At 71.3% G+C, this 18,727-nt stretch carries 13 protein-coding genes; all 13 read right to left on the minus strand.

The window, feature by feature from the left end:
• Positions 1 to 23 precede the first annotated feature (23 nt).
• Entirely contained in the window at positions 24 to 1,427 is a 1,404-nt protein-coding gene (locus IG194_RS26610; protein WP_176707186.1) for an LLM class flavin-dependent oxidoreductase, read from the minus strand.
• A complete protein-coding gene (locus IG194_RS26615; RefSeq protein WP_058489237.1) occupies positions 1,405 to 3,066 on the minus strand; it encodes a dipeptide ABC transporter ATP-binding protein in 1,662 nt (553 codons plus the stop codon). Before IG194_RS26615 ends, IG194_RS26610 begins: the two co-directional genes overlap by 23 nt.
• Complete coding sequence (locus IG194_RS26620) at positions 3,063 to 3,950, minus strand: ABC transporter permease (protein WP_141679821.1); 888 nt, start codon at positions 3,948 to 3,950, stop codon at positions 3,063 to 3,065. Before IG194_RS26620 ends, IG194_RS26615 begins: the two co-directional genes overlap by 4 nt.
• A gap of 13 nt (positions 3,951 to 3,963) precedes the next feature.
• Positions 3,964 to 5,022, minus strand: coding sequence for an NADP(H)-dependent aldo-keto reductase (locus IG194_RS26625; protein WP_058489238.1), 1,059 nt, complete (start codon positions 5,020 to 5,022; stop codon positions 3,964 to 3,966).
• 20 nt (positions 5,023 to 5,042) lie between these two features.
• The gene (locus IG194_RS26630) at positions 5,043 to 6,389 is read right to left on the minus strand and encodes an LLM class flavin-dependent oxidoreductase (RefSeq protein ID WP_009619621.1); all 1,347 of its coding nucleotides are present in this window, start codon (positions 6,387 to 6,389) and stop codon (positions 5,043 to 5,045) included.
• Positions 6,386 to 7,762 (minus strand): acyl-CoA dehydrogenase family protein, encoded by a 1,377-nt coding sequence (locus IG194_RS26635; RefSeq protein WP_009619624.1) that lies wholly within the window; start codon positions 7,760 to 7,762, stop codon positions 6,386 to 6,388. The genes IG194_RS26630 and IG194_RS26635 overlap by 4 nt, the downstream gene beginning before the upstream one ends.
• A gap of 2 nt (positions 7,763 to 7,764) precedes the next feature.
• Positions 7,765 to 8,697 carry an ABC transporter permease gene (locus tag IG194_RS26640; protein WP_082996361.1) on the minus strand — a complete coding sequence of 311 codons (933 nt, stop codon included), beginning with the start codon at positions 8,695 to 8,697 and terminating at the stop codon, positions 7,765 to 7,767.
• Complete coding sequence (locus IG194_RS26645; RefSeq protein WP_058489239.1) at positions 8,694 to 10,415, minus strand: ABC transporter substrate-binding protein; 1,722 nt, start codon at positions 10,413 to 10,415, stop codon at positions 8,694 to 8,696. Before IG194_RS26645 ends, IG194_RS26640 begins: the two co-directional genes overlap by 4 nt.
• 130 nt (positions 10,416 to 10,545) lie before the next feature.
• Complete coding sequence (locus tag IG194_RS26650) at positions 10,546 to 12,609, minus strand: TonB-dependent receptor family protein (RefSeq protein WP_009619628.1); 2,064 nt, start codon at positions 12,607 to 12,609, stop codon at positions 10,546 to 10,548.
• Positions 12,610 to 13,235: 626 nt separating this feature from the next.
• Complete coding sequence (locus tag IG194_RS26655; protein WP_058489240.1) at positions 13,236 to 14,948, minus strand: dipeptide ABC transporter ATP-binding protein; 1,713 nt, start codon at positions 14,946 to 14,948, stop codon at positions 13,236 to 13,238.
• Positions 14,948 to 15,805 (minus strand): ABC transporter permease, encoded by an 858-nt coding sequence (locus tag IG194_RS26660; RefSeq protein ID WP_058489241.1) that lies wholly within the window; start codon positions 15,803 to 15,805, stop codon positions 14,948 to 14,950. The genes IG194_RS26655 and IG194_RS26660 overlap by 1 nt, the downstream gene beginning before the upstream one ends.
• Positions 15,802 to 16,785 carry an ABC transporter permease gene (locus IG194_RS26665; RefSeq protein ID WP_058489242.1) on the minus strand — a complete coding sequence of 328 codons (984 nt, stop codon included), beginning with the start codon at positions 16,783 to 16,785 and terminating at the stop codon, positions 15,802 to 15,804. Before IG194_RS26665 ends, IG194_RS26660 begins: the two co-directional genes overlap by 4 nt.
• Positions 16,782 to 18,434, minus strand: coding sequence for an ABC transporter substrate-binding protein (locus tag IG194_RS26670; RefSeq protein WP_197674179.1), 1,653 nt, complete (start codon positions 18,432 to 18,434; stop codon positions 16,782 to 16,784). The genes IG194_RS26665 and IG194_RS26670 overlap by 4 nt, the downstream gene beginning before the upstream one ends.
• Positions 18,435 to 18,727 lie beyond the last annotated feature (293 nt).

Below are 18,727 nucleotides of genomic sequence, written 5' to 3' on the forward strand. Positions count from 1 at the left end.
TCAGGTCCATCTCGGGAAAGGGATCAGGCCGGCGCCTGGGCGAAGCGCAGCGGCGCGCTGGCCTGGCGCAGGGCGGCCGGGTCGCGGTAGCGGGCGCCATGGTGGTCGGCGGGCAGGCGCGCGTGGCCGGCGCCGAACAGCCGTTCGCGCAGGGTCTCGCCGTCGTTGTAGGCCTCGCGGAAGCGTCCGCGGCGGCGCAGCTCGGGCACCACCAGTTCGATGAAGTCGCGTGCTGTGTGCGGGGTGAGGAACTGGCGCAGGTTGATGCCGTCGATACCGTCCTCGTCGAGCCATTTCTCGATCTCGTCGGCCACCACCTTCGGCGTGCCGGCGACGAAGAAGCGGCCCTCGTCGAAGCCGCCCAGGCGCTTCACCAGCTGGCCCACGGTGGCCTGCGGGTCGCTGGCCAGCAGCGCCGCCCAGGGCCCGCCGCCGGGCAGCTCGGCCAGCGGCGTGTGCGCCGGGAAGGCGGCCAGGTCGACGCCCGACTGCATGTGCGCCAGGGCGCCGTCGAGGCTCTGCAGGCGCCGGTAGTCTTCCAGCTTGGCCTGCACTTCCAGGTCGTTGCGGCCGACGATCACCGCCGCCTGGACGATGAACTTGATGCCCGCCGGATCGCGCCCGTGGGCGCGGGCGCGTTCGCGCATGTGGGCGATGTTGCGGCGCACCGCCGCCGGCGTCGGGCCGCCGGTGAACACCACCTCGGCATGGCGCCCGGCGAACTCGGTGCCGGCCGGCGAGCCGGTGGCCTGGAACAGAACCGGGGTGCGCTGCCGCGAGGGTTGGCAGAGGTGCGGCCCGGCGACCTTGAAGTGCTCGCCGACGTGGTCGATGTAGCGCACCTTGGCCGGGTCGGTGTAGATGCGCCGCTGGCGGTCGGCGATCACCGCGTCGTCGTCCCAGGAGCCTTCCCAGAGCTTGTAGAGCACGTCCAGGTATTCGTCGGCGATCTCGTAGCGGTGGTCGTGGGGCACCTCATCGTCCAGGCCGAAGTTGCGCGCGGCGTTGGGCAGGTAGGAGGTGACGATGTTCCAGCCGACGCGGCCGCGGGTCAGGTGGTCGAGGGTGCTCATGCGCCGGGCGAAGGCGAAGGGCGGCTCGTAGGTGGTGGAGAAGGTGGCGCCGAAGCCCAGGTTGCGGGTCACCGCGGCCATCGCCGGGATGACCAGCAGCGGGTCGTTGCTGGGCACCTGCACGGCCTCGCGCAGGGCCGTCTCGGGGCCGCCGCGGAAGCGGTCGTAGACGCCCACCACGTCGGCCAGGAAGACGCCGTCGAAGGTGCCGTGCTCCAGCAGTTGCGCCAGTTCCGTCCAGTAGTCGATGTCGTTGAAGCGGTGCCGCTGGTTTTCCGGGTGGGCCCAGAGGCCGTGGACGATGTGGCTGACGCAGTTCATCTCGAACAGGTTAACGTGCAATGGCTTCGACACGGATGCGGCGCTCCCGGGGTTGCGGCAGGTGGGGAATGGCGCCCAGCAGGGCGCGGGTGTAGTCGTGCTGCGGGCGGGCGAAGACCTCGCGCACCGGGCCGCTCTCGACGATGTGGCCGTCCTTCATCACCAGCACGCGGTCGCTGACGTGGCGCACCACGCCCAGGTCGTGGGAGATGAACAGGCAGGCCAGGCCCAGGCGCTGCTTGAGGTCGGCCAGCAGGTCGAGGATCTGCGCCTGCACCGAGACGTCCAGCGCCGACACCGGCTCGTCGCACACCAGGATTTCCGGCTGCGCCGCCAGGGCGCGGGCGATGGCGATGCGCTGGCGCTGGCCGCCGGACAGCTCGATGGGCCGGCGCTGCAGCATGCCCGCCGGCAGGCGCACCAGCTCCAGCAGTTCGCGCGCCCGCTGCTGGCGCTCGGCGCGGCTGCCGCCGGCCCGGGCCAGGGCCTCGTCGAGGACGCGGGCCACGCTGTAGCGCGGGTCGAAGGAGGCCAGCGGGTCCTGGAACACCACTTGGATACGGCGCCTCTCGCGGCGCTGGGCGAGGGCGTCGAGGGCGCTCCAGGCCTGGCCGCGCAGGTATACCTCGCCGCTGTCGGGGCGCTCCAGGCCGAGGATCATGCGGGTGAGGGTGGTCTTGCCCGAGCCGGATTCGCCGACGATGCCCAGGGTCTCGCCGGCGCGCAGGGTGAAGGAGGCGTTGGCCACGGCCTGCTGCGCCGCGCCGTTCGGGCCGCGGAAGTGCTTGGCCAGCTGCCGCGCCTCCAGCACCACCGGCTGGGCGCCGAGGCTGGCCGGCGGCGGCTCGCTGGCGGCGGGCTGCGGCGCATGGCTGAGGTGCACCGCGGAGGCTGCGCGCAGCAGCGAGCGGGTGTAGGGGTGGCGCGGGTCTTCCAGCACCTGGTCGACCGGGCCTTCCTCGACTATCACGCCGTGCTGCATCACCGCCACGCGGTGCGCCAGGCGCGCCACCACCGCCAGGTCGTGGCTCACCACCAGCATGGCGCGGTTGCGCTGGCGCAGGCTTTCCAGCAGGTCGAGGACCTGCGCCTGGACGGTGGCGTCCAGCGCCGTGGTGGGTTCGTCGGCGATCAGCAGGTCGGGGTCGCAGGCGATGGCCGAGGCGATCAGCGCGCGCTGGCGCAGCCCGCCGGAGAGCTGGTGCGGGTACTGGCGGGCGCGCAGCTCGGCCTCGGGCACGCCCACCGCGCGCAGCAGCTCGATGACCTTCTGCCGGCGCCGCTCGCGGTCCAGGGACGTATGCAGGCGCAGCGGCTCGTCGATCTCGCGGCCCACCTGGCGCAGCGGGTCGAGCGAGCCGAGGGCGTCCTGCATCACGAAGCCGATGCGCGAGCCGCGCAGCTCGCGCCACTGGCGGCCGCCGAGGTTCAGCAGGTCCTGGCCGTCGAAGGCCAGGCGCCGTGCGCGGATGTGCGCACCGGCGCCGGTGAGCCCGGCCAGGGTGCGCGAGGTGACGCTCTTGCCCGAGCCGGACTCGCCGACCAGGGCCAAGCATTCGCCGGGGTAGAGGCTGAAGGACACCTGCTGCAGCACCGGCTGGGCGCGGCCGAAGGCGACGTCGAGGTCGGCCACTTCCAGCAGCGGGCGGAACGGGTTGATCAGGGTGGTCATGGGCGTTTGCCCTCGCTGTAGCGCAGCAGGGCGCGGCCGAGCACGGTCACGGCGACCACGGTGAGGGTCACCGCCGTGCCCGGTGCCGCGACCAGCCACCAGGCGTTGGAGAGGAAGTTGCGGCCGACCGAGAGCATCGAGCCCCATTCGGGCGCCGGCGGCGGCGCGCCGAAGCCGAGGAAGCTCAGCGAGGCGCCGGCGGCGATGTTGGCGCCAATGCCCAGGGTGGCCAGGATCAGCACCGGGCGGATGGCGTTGGGCAGCAGGTGGCGCCAGATCACCGCCGGCCGCGACAGGCCCAGGGTGACCGCCGCCTCGACGTAGGCCGCGCCGCGCACCACCTTGGCTTGGGCCCGCACCAGGCGGGCGTAGCGCGGGATGCCGGCGATGCCCACGGCGAGCATGGCGTTGACCAGCCCCTGGCCCCAGAAGGTGATGATGACCAGGGCCAGCAGCAGTTCCGGGAAGGCCAGCAGCACGTCGATGCCGCGCATGGCCGCGGCGTCCAGCCAGCGCGGCCCGAGCCCGGTGGCCAGGCCCACGGCGATGCCGCCGAGCAGGCCGATGGCGGTGGCCGCCAGGCCCATCAGCAGCGATGGCCGGGCGCCGTGGACCAGGCGCGCGAGCACGTCGCGGCCGTTCTCGTCGGTGCCCAGCCAGTGCGCCGCGCTGGGCGCCTGGAAGGCGTGGCGGGCGCTGGCCAGCAGTGGGTCGGTGGCCACCAGCCAGGTCGGCGCCAGGCTGGCGAGCACCAGCAGCGCCAGGAACACCCCGGCCAGCGTCAGGCCCGGACGGGCCAGGGCCGCGCCGAGGAAGGCGGGCGGCTGGCGGCGCCGCGACGGCGCGGGCAGCAGGCGGGGCAGTGCGGTCGACGGACCGGCCATGGGCGTTCTCCTCTCAGGGCGCCGGGTTCGGCAGGCGCGCGTGGATGGCGTCGATGGCGGCGAGCGCCTCCGGCGTCAGCTGCAGCTCGGCGGCGTCGAGATTCTGCGCCAGTTGCTCCAGGCTGGTGGCGCCGTTCAGCGCGCTGGCCACGAAGGGCTTGGCGATGACGAAGGCCAGGGCCAGTTGCGCCGGCGCCAGGCCCAGCTCGCGGGCCAGCTCGACGTAGGCGCGGGTGGCCTGCTGCGCCTCGGCGCTGGCGTAGCGGGCGAAGCGGCCGTAGGCGGAGCCGGCACTCAGGCGCGCGCCGGCCGGCTGGGCGCCGTCCAGGTACTTGCCGGTGAGCACGCCGAAGGCCAGCGGCGAATAGGCCAGCAGGCCGATGCGCTCGCGGTGGCTGAACTCCGCCAGGCCCGTCTCGTACTGGCGGTTGAGCAGGCTGTAGGGGTTCTGCACGCTGAGGATGCGCGGCAGGCCCAGGCGCTCGGACTGCCTGAGGAACTCGGCCACGCCCCAGGGCGTTTCGTTGGACAGGCCGATGTGGCGCACCCGCCCGGACTTCACCAGTTCGGCCAGGGCGGTGAGGGTTTCGCCGATGTCGTCGCTCTGCTCGTCGTCCACCCAGGGGTAGTCGCGGGTGCCGAAGAAGTTGGTGCTGCGGCTGGGCCAGTGGAGCTGGTAGAGGTCCAGGTAGTCGGTCTGCAGGCGGTCGAGGCTGCCGTCCAGGGCGCTGCGCAGGGTGGCCAGGTCGAAGCGCGTGGCGCCGTCGCGGATGTGCTGCATGTGCCCGCTCTGGCGCGGCGGGCCGACGATCTTGCTGGTCAGGACGATGTCCTGGCGGCGCTTGCTGCGCGCAAGCCAGGTGCCGATGAAACGCTCGGTGTCGCCCCAGGTGTCGGCCCGGGACGGGGTGGGGTACATCTCGGCGGCGTCCACCAGGTTGACCCCGCGCGAGAGCGCGTAGTCGAGCTGGCGGTGGGCGTCGGCCTCGCTGTTCTGGTGGCCCCAGGTCATGCTGCCGAGGCCGATGACGCTGACCTTGAGGTCGCTGTTGCCGAGTGGGCGGTAGTTCATGCCGGTGGTCTCTCGCAGGTTCAGGCCGAGGCGGCCGCGGGTTGTTCGTAGCGGCTGGCCGGGTAGGGCAGGCCGAGGTGTTCGCGCAGGGTGCTGCCCTGGTATTCGTGGCGGAACAGCCCGCGCTTGCGCAGGCGCGGCACCACTTCGTCGACGAAGCTCTCCACGCCCGAGGGGAAGCTGTCGGGCATGATGTTGAAGCCGTCGGCGGCGCCGGCGAGGAACCATTCCTCCAGGCTGGCGGCGACCTGCTCGGGGGTGCCCACCAGCAGCCGGTGGCCGACCAGGATGCGCCGCGACAGCTGGCGCACGCTGAGGTTCTCGGCGCGGGCCAGGTTCAGCTGGGCTTCGAGGAAGCCGTGGGAGCCCTTCTCGAATTCGTTGACCGGGCCGATGCGCTGCCAGGGCAGCGGCGCGTCCGGGTCCAGCTCGCTGGCGTCGATGCCGATGCGCTGGGCGATCTGCCGCAGCAGGCCGCCTTCGCCCAGGTAGCTGTTCAGCCGCTCGAAGCGCTCCAGGGCCTCGGCCTCGGTGCTGCCGATCACCGTGGACAGGCCGGGCATGATCTTCAGGTGCTCGGGGTTGCGCCCCCACTGGCGGGCGCGCTGCTTCATCTCGCGGTAGAAGGCCTGGCCGTCGGCGAGGGTGGTCTGGGTGGTGAAGATGGCGTCGGCGAAGCGCGAGCCCAGGGCCTTGCCGCCCTCCGAGGAGCCGGCCTGGAATAGCACCGGGCGGCCCTGGGGCGAGCGCGGCACGTTGAGCGGGCCCTTGACCGAGAAGTAGCGGCCGACGTGGTCGATGGCGTGCACCCGGGCCGGGTCGGCGAAGCGCCCGGAGGCGGCGTCGCCGAGGATGGCGCCGTCTTCCCAGCTGTCCCACAGCTTGAGGGTGACGTCGACGAACTCCTCGGCGCGGGCGTAGCGGTCCACGTGCAGCGGCGCGCCGGCCAGGCCGAAGTTCTGCGCAGCGGCGTCGCCGGCATTGGTCACCACGTTCCAGGCCGCGCGGCCGCCGCTGATGTGGTCGACCGAGGCGATGCGCCGGGCCAGGTTGAAGGGTTCGTTGTAGGAGCTGGAGGCGGTGGAGATCACGCCGATGCGCTGGGTGGCCAGGGCCACCGCGGTGAGCAGCACGGTGGGCTCCAGGCGCCCGGCCGGCTGGCGGCCGACGTCGCCGGCCAGGGCCGGGCCGTCGGCGAGGAAGATGGCGTCCAGGGTGCCGCGCTCGGAGATGCGCGCGATGTTCTGGTAGTAGCCCACGTCCAGGTAGGCGGTGGGCGGCGCCTCGCCGGTGCGCCAGGCCGCGGCGTGGGCGCCGAAGCCGAGGATGTTCATGCCGATGCTCATTTGCCGCTGTGCGTTGCTCATGCCGGGGTCTCCTCGGTATCGGGGGCTTGCTGTTGCGCGGCCTTGGCGGCGGCGAAACGCTCGCTCCAGGCCTCGCTGGGAAGGGTGCCGTTGAGGTGGTAGTCGCCCAGGTAGGCCTCGCGCAGGATCGCCGGGTTGTGCGAGGCCAGGGTGCGGGCGTTGCGCCAGTGCCGGTCGAGCCGGCGGCCGCTGCTGGTGGCCGAGGCGCCGCCGACCTCGAAGAGCAGGGTGGCGGCCTCCAGCACCTGGGGCAGGACGATCTGCTGCGCCTGGTAGGCGTGGATGTCGGCCTCGGCGTACAGCTCGCGGCTGGCTTGGCCTGCGCGGTGCGCCTGCCAGGTGCGTTCGAGGGTGGCCGAGACGGCTTCCACCAGCGCCTCGGCGGAGAACGCCAGGCTGCCCAGGCGGCCCACCACGCGCTGCACCAGCGGGTCCTGGCGCGGCTCGGAGCGGCCGGGAATGCCGAAGGCGCGGGTGCGGCCCTGGACGAAGGCGACGGCGTCGCGCAGCACCGCCCGGGCGATGCCGGCCAGGGTGGCCAGGTGCACCTGCTGGTAGAAGGCGGTGATGTAGCTGTCGCTGCGCCCTTCGCCGAGCTTGAAGCGGCGGAACAACTGGTGTTCCTCGACGCGCACCTTGTCGAAGCGGGTGGTGCCGCTGCCGGTCAGCCGCTGGCCGAAGCCGTCCCAGTCGTCCAGGCGGGTGACGCCGGGCGCGTCGGTGGCCACGGCCACGGCGACGTGTTCGTCGCCGTCGCTGGCCGACACGGCGATCCAGTCGGCATAGAGGGTGCCGGTGCAGTAGTACTTCTCGCCGTCGAGCAGCCAGTGGTCGTCCTCGCGGGTGAGGGTGACGCTGTTGCCGGTGACTTCGCTGCGCTCGGCCATGGCCGCGCCGAACAGCTCGCCGCCGACGATGCGCGGGAACCAGTGCTGGCGGCTGGCTTCGTCGTCGTCGTTGAGGCGGCCTTCGACGAAGCCGAAGTGCGCGCGGAAGATCTGCGGCAGGTTGGAGTCGGCCTCGCCGAGGCGGCGGACCAGGCGGAACAGCTGCGGCAGGCTGGCGCCCAGGCCGCCGTAGGCCAGGGGGATGCGCAGCGCGCCGAAGCCGGCCGCGCGCAGCCAGGCCACCGGCTCGTAGGCCAGCTCGCGCTGCTGCTCGCGCTCGATGGCGCCGGCGGCGATGCGCTGGAACACCGCTTCGAAGCGTTGCAGCAGGGCGTTGTCGTCGGGGTGCGCCGGCGCACTCGCGGCGGCGGGAAGGTCGTCGGGGAAGATCATCGCGGTGTCCTCGGGGCGGGCGATGGAAGGGGGCGGCGCCTGGTGGGCGTCGAACAGTTGGCGCAGCTGGGCCAGGGCGATGCTCGCGGTCATGCTCATGCCTCGCTCACCCGCGGGTCGACCAGGGCGTTGAGCAGGTCCACGGCCAGGTTCACCAGCACGTAGATCGCCGCCGCCAGCAGGGTGATGCCGAGCACCACGGGCACGTCCTTGTCGTTCACCGCGTTGAGCATCAGGCGGCCGATGCCCTGGCGGGCGAACAGGTTCTCGGTGATCACCGCGCCGCCCAGCAGCGCGGCGAAGACGAAGCCGGATAGGGTGATCAGCGGCGTCAGCGCATGGCGCAGGGCGTGGCCCAGGCGCACGCCGGCCTCGGACAGGCCGCGGGCGCGGGCCATGGCGATGAAGGGCTGTTCGAGGATTTCCTCCAGCTCCTGGCGCAGCACCTGGGCCAGCACGGCGGCCACCGGCAGGGCCAGGGTGAGGATCGGCAGCACCAGGCTCTTCCAGCCGCGCGAGCCGGTGGGCGGCAGCCAGTGCAGCTGGAAGGAGAACACCAGCAGCAGGAGGATGCCGAGCACGAAGCTGGGCATGGACGACAGCAGCAGCTCGCCGCCGGAGGCCAGGCCGCGGGCCCAGGGCGCGCGGTTGGCGGTCAGCACCGCCGCGCTCACCGCCAGCAGCACCGCGGCCAGTGCCGCCCACAGGGCTAGCTGGGCGGTGGCGCCGACCTGCCCGGCGATGGCCTGGGCCACCGGGATGCGCAGGCGGTACGACTCGCCCAGGTCGCCCTGGACCAGGCGCCCCAGGTAGTGGGCGTACTGCACCGCCAGCGGCTGGTCCAGGCCGTAGTCGCGGCGCACCTGGGCGATGGCCTCGGCGGTGGGCATGGCGTCCGGCCCGCCGAGGATGGCCAGGGCCGGGTCGCCGCCGCTGACGTTGAGGGCGACGAAGGTCAGGCTGGCGGCGCCCCAGAGCACCGCCAGGCCGCCGAGGAAACGCCAGAGGATGCGGCGCAGGGCTTTCATGGTTGCGGCTCCCGGTCCAGCCAGACGCTGGTGAAGAAGGGCACGTTGTGCGAGCTGTCGAACACCACGCCCTTGACGTCGCGGCGGTAGGCGATGGTCAGCTGGCTTTCGTACACCGGCACCGCCGGCACCACTTCGGTGAGGCGTTGCTGGGCGGCGCTGTACAGGCGCTGCTGCTCGGCCGCGTCGGTGCTGCGGCGGGCGCGGGCGAGCAGGTCGTCGAGCCGGGCGTCGCGCAGGCGCGCGCTGTTCTGCCCGATCAGCTTCGGCGTGGCGATGGAGTTGCTGTGGTAGAGGATGTACAGGCCGTCCGGGGTGTTGGTGTGCCAGTAGCCGCCGACCAGCGCCTGGTAGTCGCCGGCGTAGCGCAGGTCGTTGACCTGGGCCTGGGGCAGCACGCGCAGGCCCAGGTCGATGCCGATCTTCTTCGCGTCGGCCTGCATGGCCACCGCCACGTTGGCCGGCAGCGCCGGGCTGTCGATCATCAGCAGGGTGGCGGCCAGGCGCTTGCCGTCGCGGCTGCGGTAGCCCTCGGCGTCGCGCGCGGTCCAGCCGGCCTCGTCGAGCAGGGCGTTGGCCGCGGCCACGTCGTAGCCCAGGGCGTTGCGCCAGGCCGGGTCGTAGAAGCGGGTGTTGGCGGCGAGGAAGTCGGCCTTGACCTGGAATTCGCCGAAGCCGCTGATCCAGGCCAGGCCCTCGCGGTCGATGGCGCGGGCCAGGGCCTTGCGCACGCGCACGTCGTCGAAGGGGAAGCGTTCGACGTTGAAGGTCAGGCTGCGCACCGGGTTGCCCTTGCGGATGCGGCTGCGCAGCACCAGTTGCGGGTCCTTGCGGATGGCCTGGGCGTTCTGCGTCGGCGCGTCCAGGGTGAAGTCGTACTGCCCGGAGACCAGCGAGCTGTAGCGGATCAGCGCCTCGGGCACGAAGCTCAGTTCCAGGCGCTCCAGGTAGGCCGGGCCCTGGTGGCGCAGCACCGGCGGCGCCCAGTGGTAGCCGGCGCGGCGCACGAAGCTGGCGCCCTGGTCGCGGGTGTAGCTTTCCAGCACGAAGGGCCCGGAGCCCACCGGGTGGGCGGCGATGGATCTGGGGTCTTCGAGGATCTGCTTCGGCGAGATCATGCCCAGCCAGGACTGCGCCAGCACGTCGAGGAAGGGCGAGTAGGGCTCGCGCAGGGTGGCCTGGAAGGTGTACTCGTCGAGCACCTTGCCCGACTGGTAGGGCGCGATGTAGGCCGCGGCCAGCGGCGACTTGGTGGCCGGGTCGCGCATGTGTTCGAGGTTCACCCGCACCGCTTCGGCGTTGAACTTCGTGCCGTCGCTGAAGCTGACGTCGTCGCGCAGATGGAAGGTGTAGGTCAGGCCGTCCGCGGAAATCTCCCAGGATTTGGCCAGCCAGGGCGACACCTTGCCCTGTTCGTCCTGGTACACCAGGCAGTCGTAGAGGATGCGCCCCAGCCACTGCACGTTGCCGTGGGAGAGGGCGTGGATGTCGAAGGAATAGGTGTCCAGCGCGGCGCTGGCGCGCAGGGTGCCGCCGGGCTTGCCGGGGGCCTGCTCGTGGAAGTCCTCGGCGGGGTAGCTGAGCTGGCCGTCCTTGAGGGTGCCGGTGTCGAGGGCGGCGCCGCCGGCGCCGGGCCCATCGTCGGCGGCCGGCGAGCAGCCGGCCAGCACGGCGGCCAGCAGGGCGCCGGCCGCCAGGGGCAGGAGTCTGTCGATCATGCCGGCCTCCGCGGGAGGGCCGGTGGGGTGTGCGGTGTCGATGGCATCTACGGTGTCCCTGTTGCCAGGCGGGCGGCGGATCGCGCCGCCCGCGTCAGTGCGCGCCGCCCCGGTCGGGCGGCGCGGCCGGTCAGTAGCGCAGTTCGAGGCCAACGTAGGCGCCGATGCCGTCACCCGGGTAGAGGGCGGCGACGTCCTTGCCCTTGGCGTCGTACTGCGGCGCCACGGCGGTCACGTACTTCTCGTTGGCGAGGTTCTTGAGGTCGAGGGAGACCTTCCAGTCCTTCTTCGGCGCCTCGTAGCCGACCCCTGCGCCGAAGATGGTGTAGGAGGGCGCGTAGAAGCTGTTGGCATAGTCCACCGCGGTGCGCGAGGCGGAGGTGACGTTGACGCCGCCGTAGAAGCCGCTGGGGTGCTGGTACTGCAGTTCGCCCTGGTAGACGTGCTTGGGAATGCCCGGCAGCTGGTTGTCGCCGAAGGTGTCGTCGTGGCGGTAGTAGAAGTCGTTGTAGGTGTACGCCTGGCGCCAGCTGATCTTCTCGCCGACGCTGTTTTCCCAGAGCAGGGTGTTCAGCCCGGCCTCGACGCCCTGGTGGATGGTCGGGCTCTCGGCGTTGAAGGCCGAGGTGACCGCGGCGGTGGTGGCCGTGGCGGGAATGATCTGCACGTTCAGCAGCTCGTCGCGGATCCACGAGCGGTACAGCGCCAGGCTGCCGTCGAAGATGCCGTGGGAGCCCTTGATGCCGACCTCCAGGGTGTTGGCCTTCTGTTCCACCAGCGGCTTGACGAAGGGCGTGGCAGCCGACGAGTTGGAGTACTGCCAGGACGCCGGCGGGTCGATGGAGCGGCTGAAGTTGCCGAACAGCTGCAGGTCCGGGGTCAGTTGGTAGCGCAGGCCGACGCGCGGCGCGGTGCTCCAATTCTCGTAGGTGTCCTTGCTCGGGTAGCCGCTGGTGTTGCTGGTGTTCACGTACTTGATGTCGGTGCTGCGGCGCACGTTGATGAAGGACAGGCCGGTGGTCAGCCAGAGGTCCTCGGTCAGCTCCAGGTCGTTGCCGAAGGAGAAGACGTGGTCGAAGGACGATCCGTAGTCCACCACCTTCACCGGCTGCTTGTTGGCCCGCGTCGAGTCGACTCCGCCCTTGATGTGCTCGGTGGAGGTGAAGGCCGCGCTGGAGCGGCTCTCGTGGCCGAACCACTGGTCGCTGCGCGCGTAGTTGAGGACGAAGCTCAGGTCGTGCCAGTCCCAGTAGCTGGGGTTGGTCGGGCTGTCCGGGCTGTTGTTGTGCGGGTAGTCGTAGTAGACCAGGCCGACGTCCAGCCTGGAGTCGTCGTCGAAGGTGTAGGTGGTCTTGCTGCCGACCCAGGTGCTGCCCGGCCGGCGGCTGCCGGCGCCGCTGCTGGTGGCGGTGGGGCTGGCCTTGTCCGGGTCGTGCTTGAGCTGCTTGAGGGTGATGGCGCTGGGGTCGTTGTGGTACTCGTCGCGGTAGCGCACCAGCAGGCGCGTCTCCAGCTTCGGGTTGAAGCGGTAGCCCAGGTTGAGCACCACGCCCTGGCTCTTCGACAGGCTGTAGTCGCGGTAGCCGTCGTTGCGGTAGTTGTCGACGTTGGCGTAGTAGTCGAAGCCGCCGACCACGCCGCCGGCGCTGAGTACTTCCTTCTGGTAGCCGTAGCTGCCGGCCTCCACCCGCAGGCGGGTGCCGGGCGCGCTGTAGCCGGTCTGGTTGACGAAGTTGACCGCGCCGCCGAGGGTCAGCGCGCCGTACTGGAAGGCGTTGGCGCCGCGCAGGATCTCGGTGTAGTTCACCCCCGAGCCGTTGAGGAACTCGTAGGGCGTACCGCCCGGGCCGGTCAGCGGCAGGCCGTCGAAGAGGAACTTGATGCCCTCGCGGAAATAGCCCGGCGAGGTGTTGGCGCCCGAGCCGCGGATGGAGATCTTCGCCGCGTCGTTGCCGCCGGTGGACTGCACGAACACGCCGGGCTGGTAGGCCAGGGTGTCCTGCAGGTTGGCGGTGCGGCCCCTGGAAAGCTGCTCGCTGTCCACCACGCTGACGCCGCCGGGGACGTCGGCGAGCTGGCTGCGCGCCGCCTCCACCGGGGTTTCCTTCTGTGCCTGCACCACTACCGTCTGCAGGCGGGTACCGCTGTTCTGCTTGCTGCTGTCGCTGGCATCGCTGCCTGCGGTTTCGGCCATTGCCTGGGTCCCCACCAGCAATACCGCCGAACCGAAACTTGCCGACCAGAATGTTGCCCGGCGAATAGCCAGCGCAAGTTTCCCCCACTCACCCCCAGAATAATTAACCACCAACTTCGAATCCTCATGGAATAGATAAAGTAATTGGCTTTCTATTCGTATAGTCATGCTCCGTCTGTACTTGAGCAGGACTCGTGCCAAGTGGTTAAGTCCTTTTAAATCATGGTGTTGGTGGTTTTTATGGATTTTTTGTCTGCTTGCGTTGGATCAACAGGTGCTGATGTTCTGTTGGTTTGTGCGCAGTGTTTGGGTTATATGCAAATAACGGGGTGTTGGGTGGCGGGAAGTTGTATTGCGGGGGCGGGGGAAGTTGTGGTGTTTTTTGTAGGAGCGGGCTTGCTCGCGCGTCAACCCTCTCCTGAAGAGAACCCTCTCGGGTGCTCAGTGCTCTGTTCGCCGGATGCTGTGGTACCCGGCTGAAACCTCGCTTTCAGTCGGCACGGACAAAGCCCCCTCTCCCTTCAGGGAGAGGGCTGGGGAGAGGGTACGGAGTCAACCTCCCACACCAGCCTCACCGGCTGACACCGTTCGCGAGCAAGCTCGCTCCTACAACAGCAGCGCCCCCCTCAAACCGCCAACCCCCACAACCAGCGCTCCTCGAACGGCGGCTCCAGGTCGACGCTGGCCGGTGCCAGTTGCGCCACCTTCGGTCGGCCCTCCGCCGGCAGTTGCGGCACCGAGGCCAGCAGGCGCTGGGTGTAGGGATGCTGCGGGTTCCGCAGCACCGCCTCGGTGGGGCCGGCCTCGACCACCTTGCCTTGCAGCATCACCAGCACTTCGTCGCTGAGGTGGCGGATCACCCCCAGGTCGTGGGAGATGAACAGGTAGGCCAGGCCCAGTTCGTCCTGCAGGTCGGCCAGCAGGTCGAGCACCTGGGCCTGCACCGAGACGTCCAGCGCCGACACCGGTTCGTCGCAGATGATCACCTTCGGCTGGCTGGCCAGGGCGCGGGCGATGGCCACGCGCTGCCGCTGCCCGCCGGAGAGTTGCAGCGGGCGGCGTTGCGCCAGTTCCGCCGGCAGGCGCACCTGGCGCAGCAGCTCGGTGATGCGCGCCGGGCGCCGCGCGGCGTCCAGGCCGCCGGCCTGGAGGGCGTCGTCGAGCACCTGGCCGACGCTCCAGCGCGGGTCGAAGGAGCTCAGCGGGTCCTGATAGATCACGCTGATGTCGCGCCGCCGCGGGCGCCGTTCGCGTTCGGCGATGCGCTGCGCGGCGGCGGCATTCCAGGGCTGGCCGGCGAACGCCACGCTGCCGGCGTCCGGCTCCAGCAGGCCGAGGGCGATGCGCGCGGCGGTGCTCTTGCCCGAGCCGGATTCGCCGACGATGCCCAGGGTGCGCCCGGCGTGCAGGCGGAAGCTGACGTCGTCGAGCACCTGCCGCCATTGCTGGTCGGGGCCGCGGTAGCGCTTGCCGAGGCCGCGGGCTTCCAGCAGCACCTGTGGCTGTGCGACCTCCGCGCGTCGCACCGCGGGCGCCGCGCCGGGCGTCAGCCGCGTGCCGCGCGGGCGGTTGGCGGGGATCGCTTCCAGCAGGCTGCGGGTGTAGGGGTGGCGCGGCGCGTGGAGAATCTGTTCGATCGGCCCCTGTTCCACCACCTCGCCGTGGCGCAGCACCAGCACCTCGTCGGCGAGCTGGGCGACCACCGCCAGGTCGTGGCTGATCAGCAGCAGTGAGTCGCCGCGCGCCTTCACCTGCTGCAGCACGCCGAGAATCTGCGCCTGCACGGTGGCGTCCAGCGCGGTGGTCGGCTCGTCGGCGATCACCAGGCCCGGGTCCAGGGCCAGGGCGCTGGCGATCAATGCGCGTTGGCGCAGGCCGCCGGAGAGTTGTTCGGAGCGTTGCCGGGCACGCAATGCCGGTTCCGGCACGCCGACCTTCTCCAGCAGCTCCAGCACGCGCTGCTGGCGGCTGTGGCGGTCGCCCCAGCGGTGGGTGGCGAGCACTTCGAGGATTTCCTGGCCCACCGGGCGCAGCGGGTCCAGGGACACCAGGGCGTCCTGCAGCACGAAGCCGATCTCGCGGCCGCGCAGTTCGCGCCAGCGCCGCTCGTCCAGGGCCAGCAGGTCGCGCCCGGCGTATTCCAGGCGCCGCGCCTGCACCTGTGCGCCGGCGCCGGCCAGGCCCACCAGGCTGCGCGCCAGCACGCTCTTGCCCGAGCCGGATTCGCCCACCAGGGCCAGTGCGCGGCCCGGCTGCAGGGTGAAGGACAGGCGGTCGAGCACGCGGTGCTCGCCGAAATGCACGGACAGGTCTTCGACTATCAGCGGTTGGCGCGGCATCAGCGGCGGCCCTCCAGGCGTTGTTGCAGGTAGCGCCCGGCGACCGTGGTCGACAGGGTGGTGAGGACGATGAACAGCCCGGGGAAGAAGGTCAGCCACCAGGCGTTGACGATGAAGTCGCGGCCCATCGACAGCATGGTCCCCCATTCCGGCGCCGGCGGCCGCGCGCCCAGGCCGAGGAAGCTCAGCGCCGAGGCCCAGACGATGGCGTGGCCGACGCCCATGGTCAGGGTGACGATCAGCGGGCGCATGGCGTTGGGCAGTATCTGCCGGGCGATGGTGCGCCACGGGCCGTGGCCCAGGGCGCGGGCGGCCTCGATGTAGCCGGCGTGGCGCACCGCCAGCACCTGGCCGCGGACCATGCGCGCGTAGCCCGGCGCGCTGCCGATGCCGGTGGCGATGATCAGCGGGCCGATGCCGCTGCCGAAGATGGCGACGAAGAGCAGGGCGAGGATCAGGCTGGGGAAGGCGAACAGCACTTCCAGCAGCCAGCCGATGCCGCGGTCCACGGCGCCGCCGGCCAGGCCCGCGGCGAGCCCCAGGCCGATGGCGATGCTCATCGCCAGGGCGGTGGCGGCCAGGCCAATGGTCAGCGACTGGCGCGCGCCGTGGATGACCCGCGCGTAGATGTCGCGGCCGGACTGGTCGGTGCCGAACCAGTGGGCCCAGCTCGGCGCGCTGAACGCCTCGCGCGGCTGGATGGCCAGCGGGTCGCCGTGGGCGAACAACTGCGGGAACAGCGCGGCGGCCACCAGCGCGGCCAGGAAGGTCGTCGCCAGCAGCGCCGGCCAGGGCAGCGCGCGGGCCTGCCGGCGCGGCGCCAGGGGCAGTTCGAGACTCGGGGCCAGTTCGCTCATGGGGCGCTCCTTTGCAGGCGGGGGTCGACCAGCTCGTAGAGCAGGTCGACCAGGATGTTGGCCAGCACGTAGCCGGCGGCGACCACCAGGGTGATGCCCAGCACCAGCGGCAGGTCCTGGCTCTGCACGGCCTGGAACAGCTGGCGGCCCAGGCCCTTGCGGGAAAAGATCACCTCCACCACCACCGAGCCGCTGAGCAGCGCGCCCAGCGCCCAGCCCGACAGCGAGATGGCCGGCAGCACCGAGTGGCGTAGGGCGTGGCGGTAGCGCACGGCGCGGTCGCTGAGGCCGCGGGTGCGCGCGGAGAGGATGAAGGGCTGCTCCAGGGTGATCTCCAGGGCCTCGCGGGTGACCTGGCCGATGAACCCGGCCAGCGGCACCGCCAGCGCCAGGGCCGGCAGCACCAGGCTGCGCAGGCCGTCGCTGCCGGCCGGCGGGAACAGCTGCAGGCCGAAGGCGAAGGCGGCCAGCAGCAGGATCGCCAGCCAGAACTGCGGCAGCGCCGCGGCGAGGGTCTCCAGCAGCGAGGCCAGGCCGCCGAACCAGTGGCGGCGGCCGGCGCTGAGCAGCGTCCAGCCCAGCACCATGAGCCAGGCCAGGGCCAGGGCGGCGAAGGTCAGCTGCAGGGTGGGGCCGGTCTGCTCGGCGAGGATGCGCGTCACCGGCAGGTGCTGCGAGTAGGACACCCCGAGGTCGCCGCGCAGCAGGTGGCCCAGGTGGATGGCGTACTGCACCGCCAGAGGCCGGTCCAGGCCGTATTCGCGGGTGGCCTCGGCGATGGTTTCCGGGGTGGGGTTGCCGCTGGGGCCGCCGAGGATGGCCAGCACCGGGTCGCCGGGCATCAGGCGCACGGCGAAGAAGGTCAGGCTGGCGGCGGCCCACAGCACCAGCAGGCCGCCGAGCAGGCGCCAGGCGGCGTGGCGGGCCAGGCGCAGCAGGCGCTCGCGGCGCGGGTCGGGTGCGGTAAGGGTCTGGCTCATGGGTTCACCCAGGCGTCGTAGAGGGAGGTGACCGCCAGCGACGGCTCCAGGCGCACGCCGTGGGCGCGCTTGTAGATGCCCAGGCGGGTGCTCTGCGGGTAGGTGGTCAGCTGCAGGTACTGGCTGGAGGCGAGGGCCTGGGCCTGGTGGTACAGCTCGCGGCGGCGCTCGCCGTCCTGGGTGGCCAGGGTCTGCTCCACCAGGGCGTCGAAGCGCGGGTCGTCGAAGCCGGCGGTGTTCTGGTGGTAGCCGCGCACCCCGGCCGGGCGCAGGAAGGCCGAGCCGAAGATGATCCGCAGCACGTCCGGGGTGTTGGTGTTCCAGTAGCCCAGGCGGATGTCGTAGTCCCAGTCGGCCTGGCGCTGCTGGGCGAGCACGTCGCTCATCTGCTCGATGATCACCTCGAAGCCGGCGCGGCGGGCGGTGGCCTGCACCTGCTCCCACAGGCTGAATTCCGAGGGCGGCGTGCGGTTGCCCATGATCACGTGGACCTGCAGGCGCTTGCCGCCTCGGCTGCGGTAGCCCTCGGCGTCGCGCCCGGTCCAGCCGGCGGCGTCGAGCAGCTGCCCGGCGCGCTGCGGGTCGTAGTCCTGGGCGTGCTCGAAGTCCGCGCTGTAGAAGGGCGTGGCCGCGCTGAGCGGGCCGCCGGCGCGGGGGAACTCGCCGAAGTACACGCTCTTCAGCGCCGCGTCTATGTCGGCCGAGCGGATGAAGGCCTCGCGCACGCGGATATCGTCGAAGGGCGCGCGGGTCATGTTGAGAGTGCCGTTGGTGGGGTTGCCGGGGCGCTGGGCGACCAGCAGCGACACCTCCGGGTTGGCCCGCGCGGCGGCGTGGGATTCCGGCGGCACGCTCTCGATCACGTCCACCTCGCCGGCCTGCAGCGAGGCGAAGCGCACCGAGGGTTCCTGGATGAACTTCCAGACGATGCGTTCCAGGTACGCCGGCCCCTGGTGCGCCGCGGTGGGCGGCGCCCAGTGGTAGTCGGGGTTGCGTTCCAGCACCACCTGGCTCTGCCGGTCCCAGCGCACCACCTTGAACGGGCCGCTGCCCACCGGACTCTCGCAGTTCTCGTCGCGCGGGCGGCGCAGCGCGGCGGGCGACTGGATGCCGAGGAAGCCCTGGGCCAGCACTTCGAGGAAGGCCGCGTAGGGCGTGGCCAGGTGCACCACCGCGGTGTGCGCGTCGGGCACGTCGGTGCCGCGGTACTGGCGCACGTAGCCGCCGGCGGTGCTGGACTGGGTGCGCGGGTCGACCATGTGGTCGAGGTTGGCCTTCACCGCGTTGGCGTCGAAGGGCGTGCCGTCGCTGAAGCGCACGTCGTCGCGCAGGTGGAAGGTGTAGCTCAGGCCGTCGGCGGAGACCTCCCAGCTTTTCGCCAGCCAGGGGCCGATGCGGCCTTGTGCGTCCATGGACACCAGCGAGTCGAGGAACTGCCGGCCGAGGAACACCTGGGGCATGTCGCCGGCGACGTGGGGGTCGAGGCAGATGGGTTCGCGGTCGGTGGCGTAGGTCAGGGTGCCGCCGCTGACCGGGGTGTCGCTGTGGGCCTGGTGGTCCTGCGCGTCGCGGCAGCCGCCGAGCGCGGCGGCGAGCAGCAAGGGCAGGGCGAGGGCCAGGGGCTGTGGGGGTGTTCGTCTGGGCTTCAAGCGTGGGCAGCCTTCTGCAGGTGGAAGACGGGGCGGCGTGCGCTCCGGGAGCGGCCGCCCAGGCTGCGTTGCACAAGCCATGCCCGGCCTGGAAGGCCCGTTTCAGCGGGGTTGCGCCGCGATTCCGCGCTGCTGCGCGGGCAGTTTGTCGATTCGCTGTTGCTGGCTGAGCAGCGGGCGGTTGGCGGCGGGTTGTGAAGCGATCAACAGCGCGGCAACAGATGTTCCTTCGAGTACAGCGTGATTTTTCTCAACTGGTTGATTCAGAAGGAATTAATGCTTGGCATGGATTC

Source organism: Pseudomonas sp. ADPe (assembly GCF_014843515.1).
GTDB classification, from domain to species: Bacteria; Pseudomonadota; Gammaproteobacteria; order Pseudomonadales; family Pseudomonadaceae; genus Pseudomonas; species Pseudomonas citronellolis.

Excerpts from the sequence above, each read along its gene's own strand:
- IG194_RS26650 (WP_009619628.1), bottom strand. The coding sequence starts at position 12,609 with ATGGCCGAAACCGCAGGCAGCGATGCCAGCGACAGCAGCAAGCAGAAC.
- IG194_RS26645 (WP_058489239.1), bottom strand. The coding sequence starts at position 10,415 with ATGATCGACAGACTCCTGCCCCTGGCGGCCGGCGCCCTGCTGGCCGCC.
- IG194_RS26655 (WP_058489240.1), bottom strand. The coding sequence starts at position 14,948 with ATGCCGCGCCAACCGCTGATAGTCGAAGACCTGTCCGTGCATTTCGGC.
- IG194_RS26660 (WP_058489241.1), bottom strand. The coding sequence starts at position 15,805 with ATGAGCGAACTGGCCCCGAGTCTCGAACTGCCCCTGGCGCCGCGCCGG.
- IG194_RS26625 (WP_058489238.1), bottom strand. The coding sequence starts at position 5,022 with ATGAACTACCGCCCACTCGGCAACAGCGACCTCAAGGTCAGCGTCATC.
- IG194_RS26620 (WP_141679821.1), bottom strand. The coding sequence starts at position 3,950 with ATGGCCGGTCCGTCGACCGCACTGCCCCGCCTGCTGCCCGCGCCGTCG.
- IG194_RS26665 (WP_058489242.1), bottom strand. The coding sequence starts at position 16,785 with ATGAGCCAGACCCTTACCGCACCCGACCCGCGCCGCGAGCGCCTGCTG.
- IG194_RS26630 (WP_009619621.1), bottom strand. The coding sequence starts at position 6,389 with ATGAGCAACGCACAGCGGCAAATGAGCATCGGCATGAACATCCTCGGC.
- IG194_RS26635 (WP_009619624.1), bottom strand. The coding sequence starts at position 7,762 with ATGACCGCGAGCATCGCCCTGGCCCAGCTGCGCCAACTGTTCGACGCC.
- IG194_RS26640 (WP_082996361.1), bottom strand. The coding sequence starts at position 8,697 with ATGAAAGCCCTGCGCCGCATCCTCTGGCGTTTCCTCGGCGGCCTGGCG.
- IG194_RS26615 (WP_058489237.1), bottom strand. The coding sequence starts at position 3,066 with ATGACCACCCTGATCAACCCGTTCCGCCCGCTGCTGGAAGTGGCCGAC.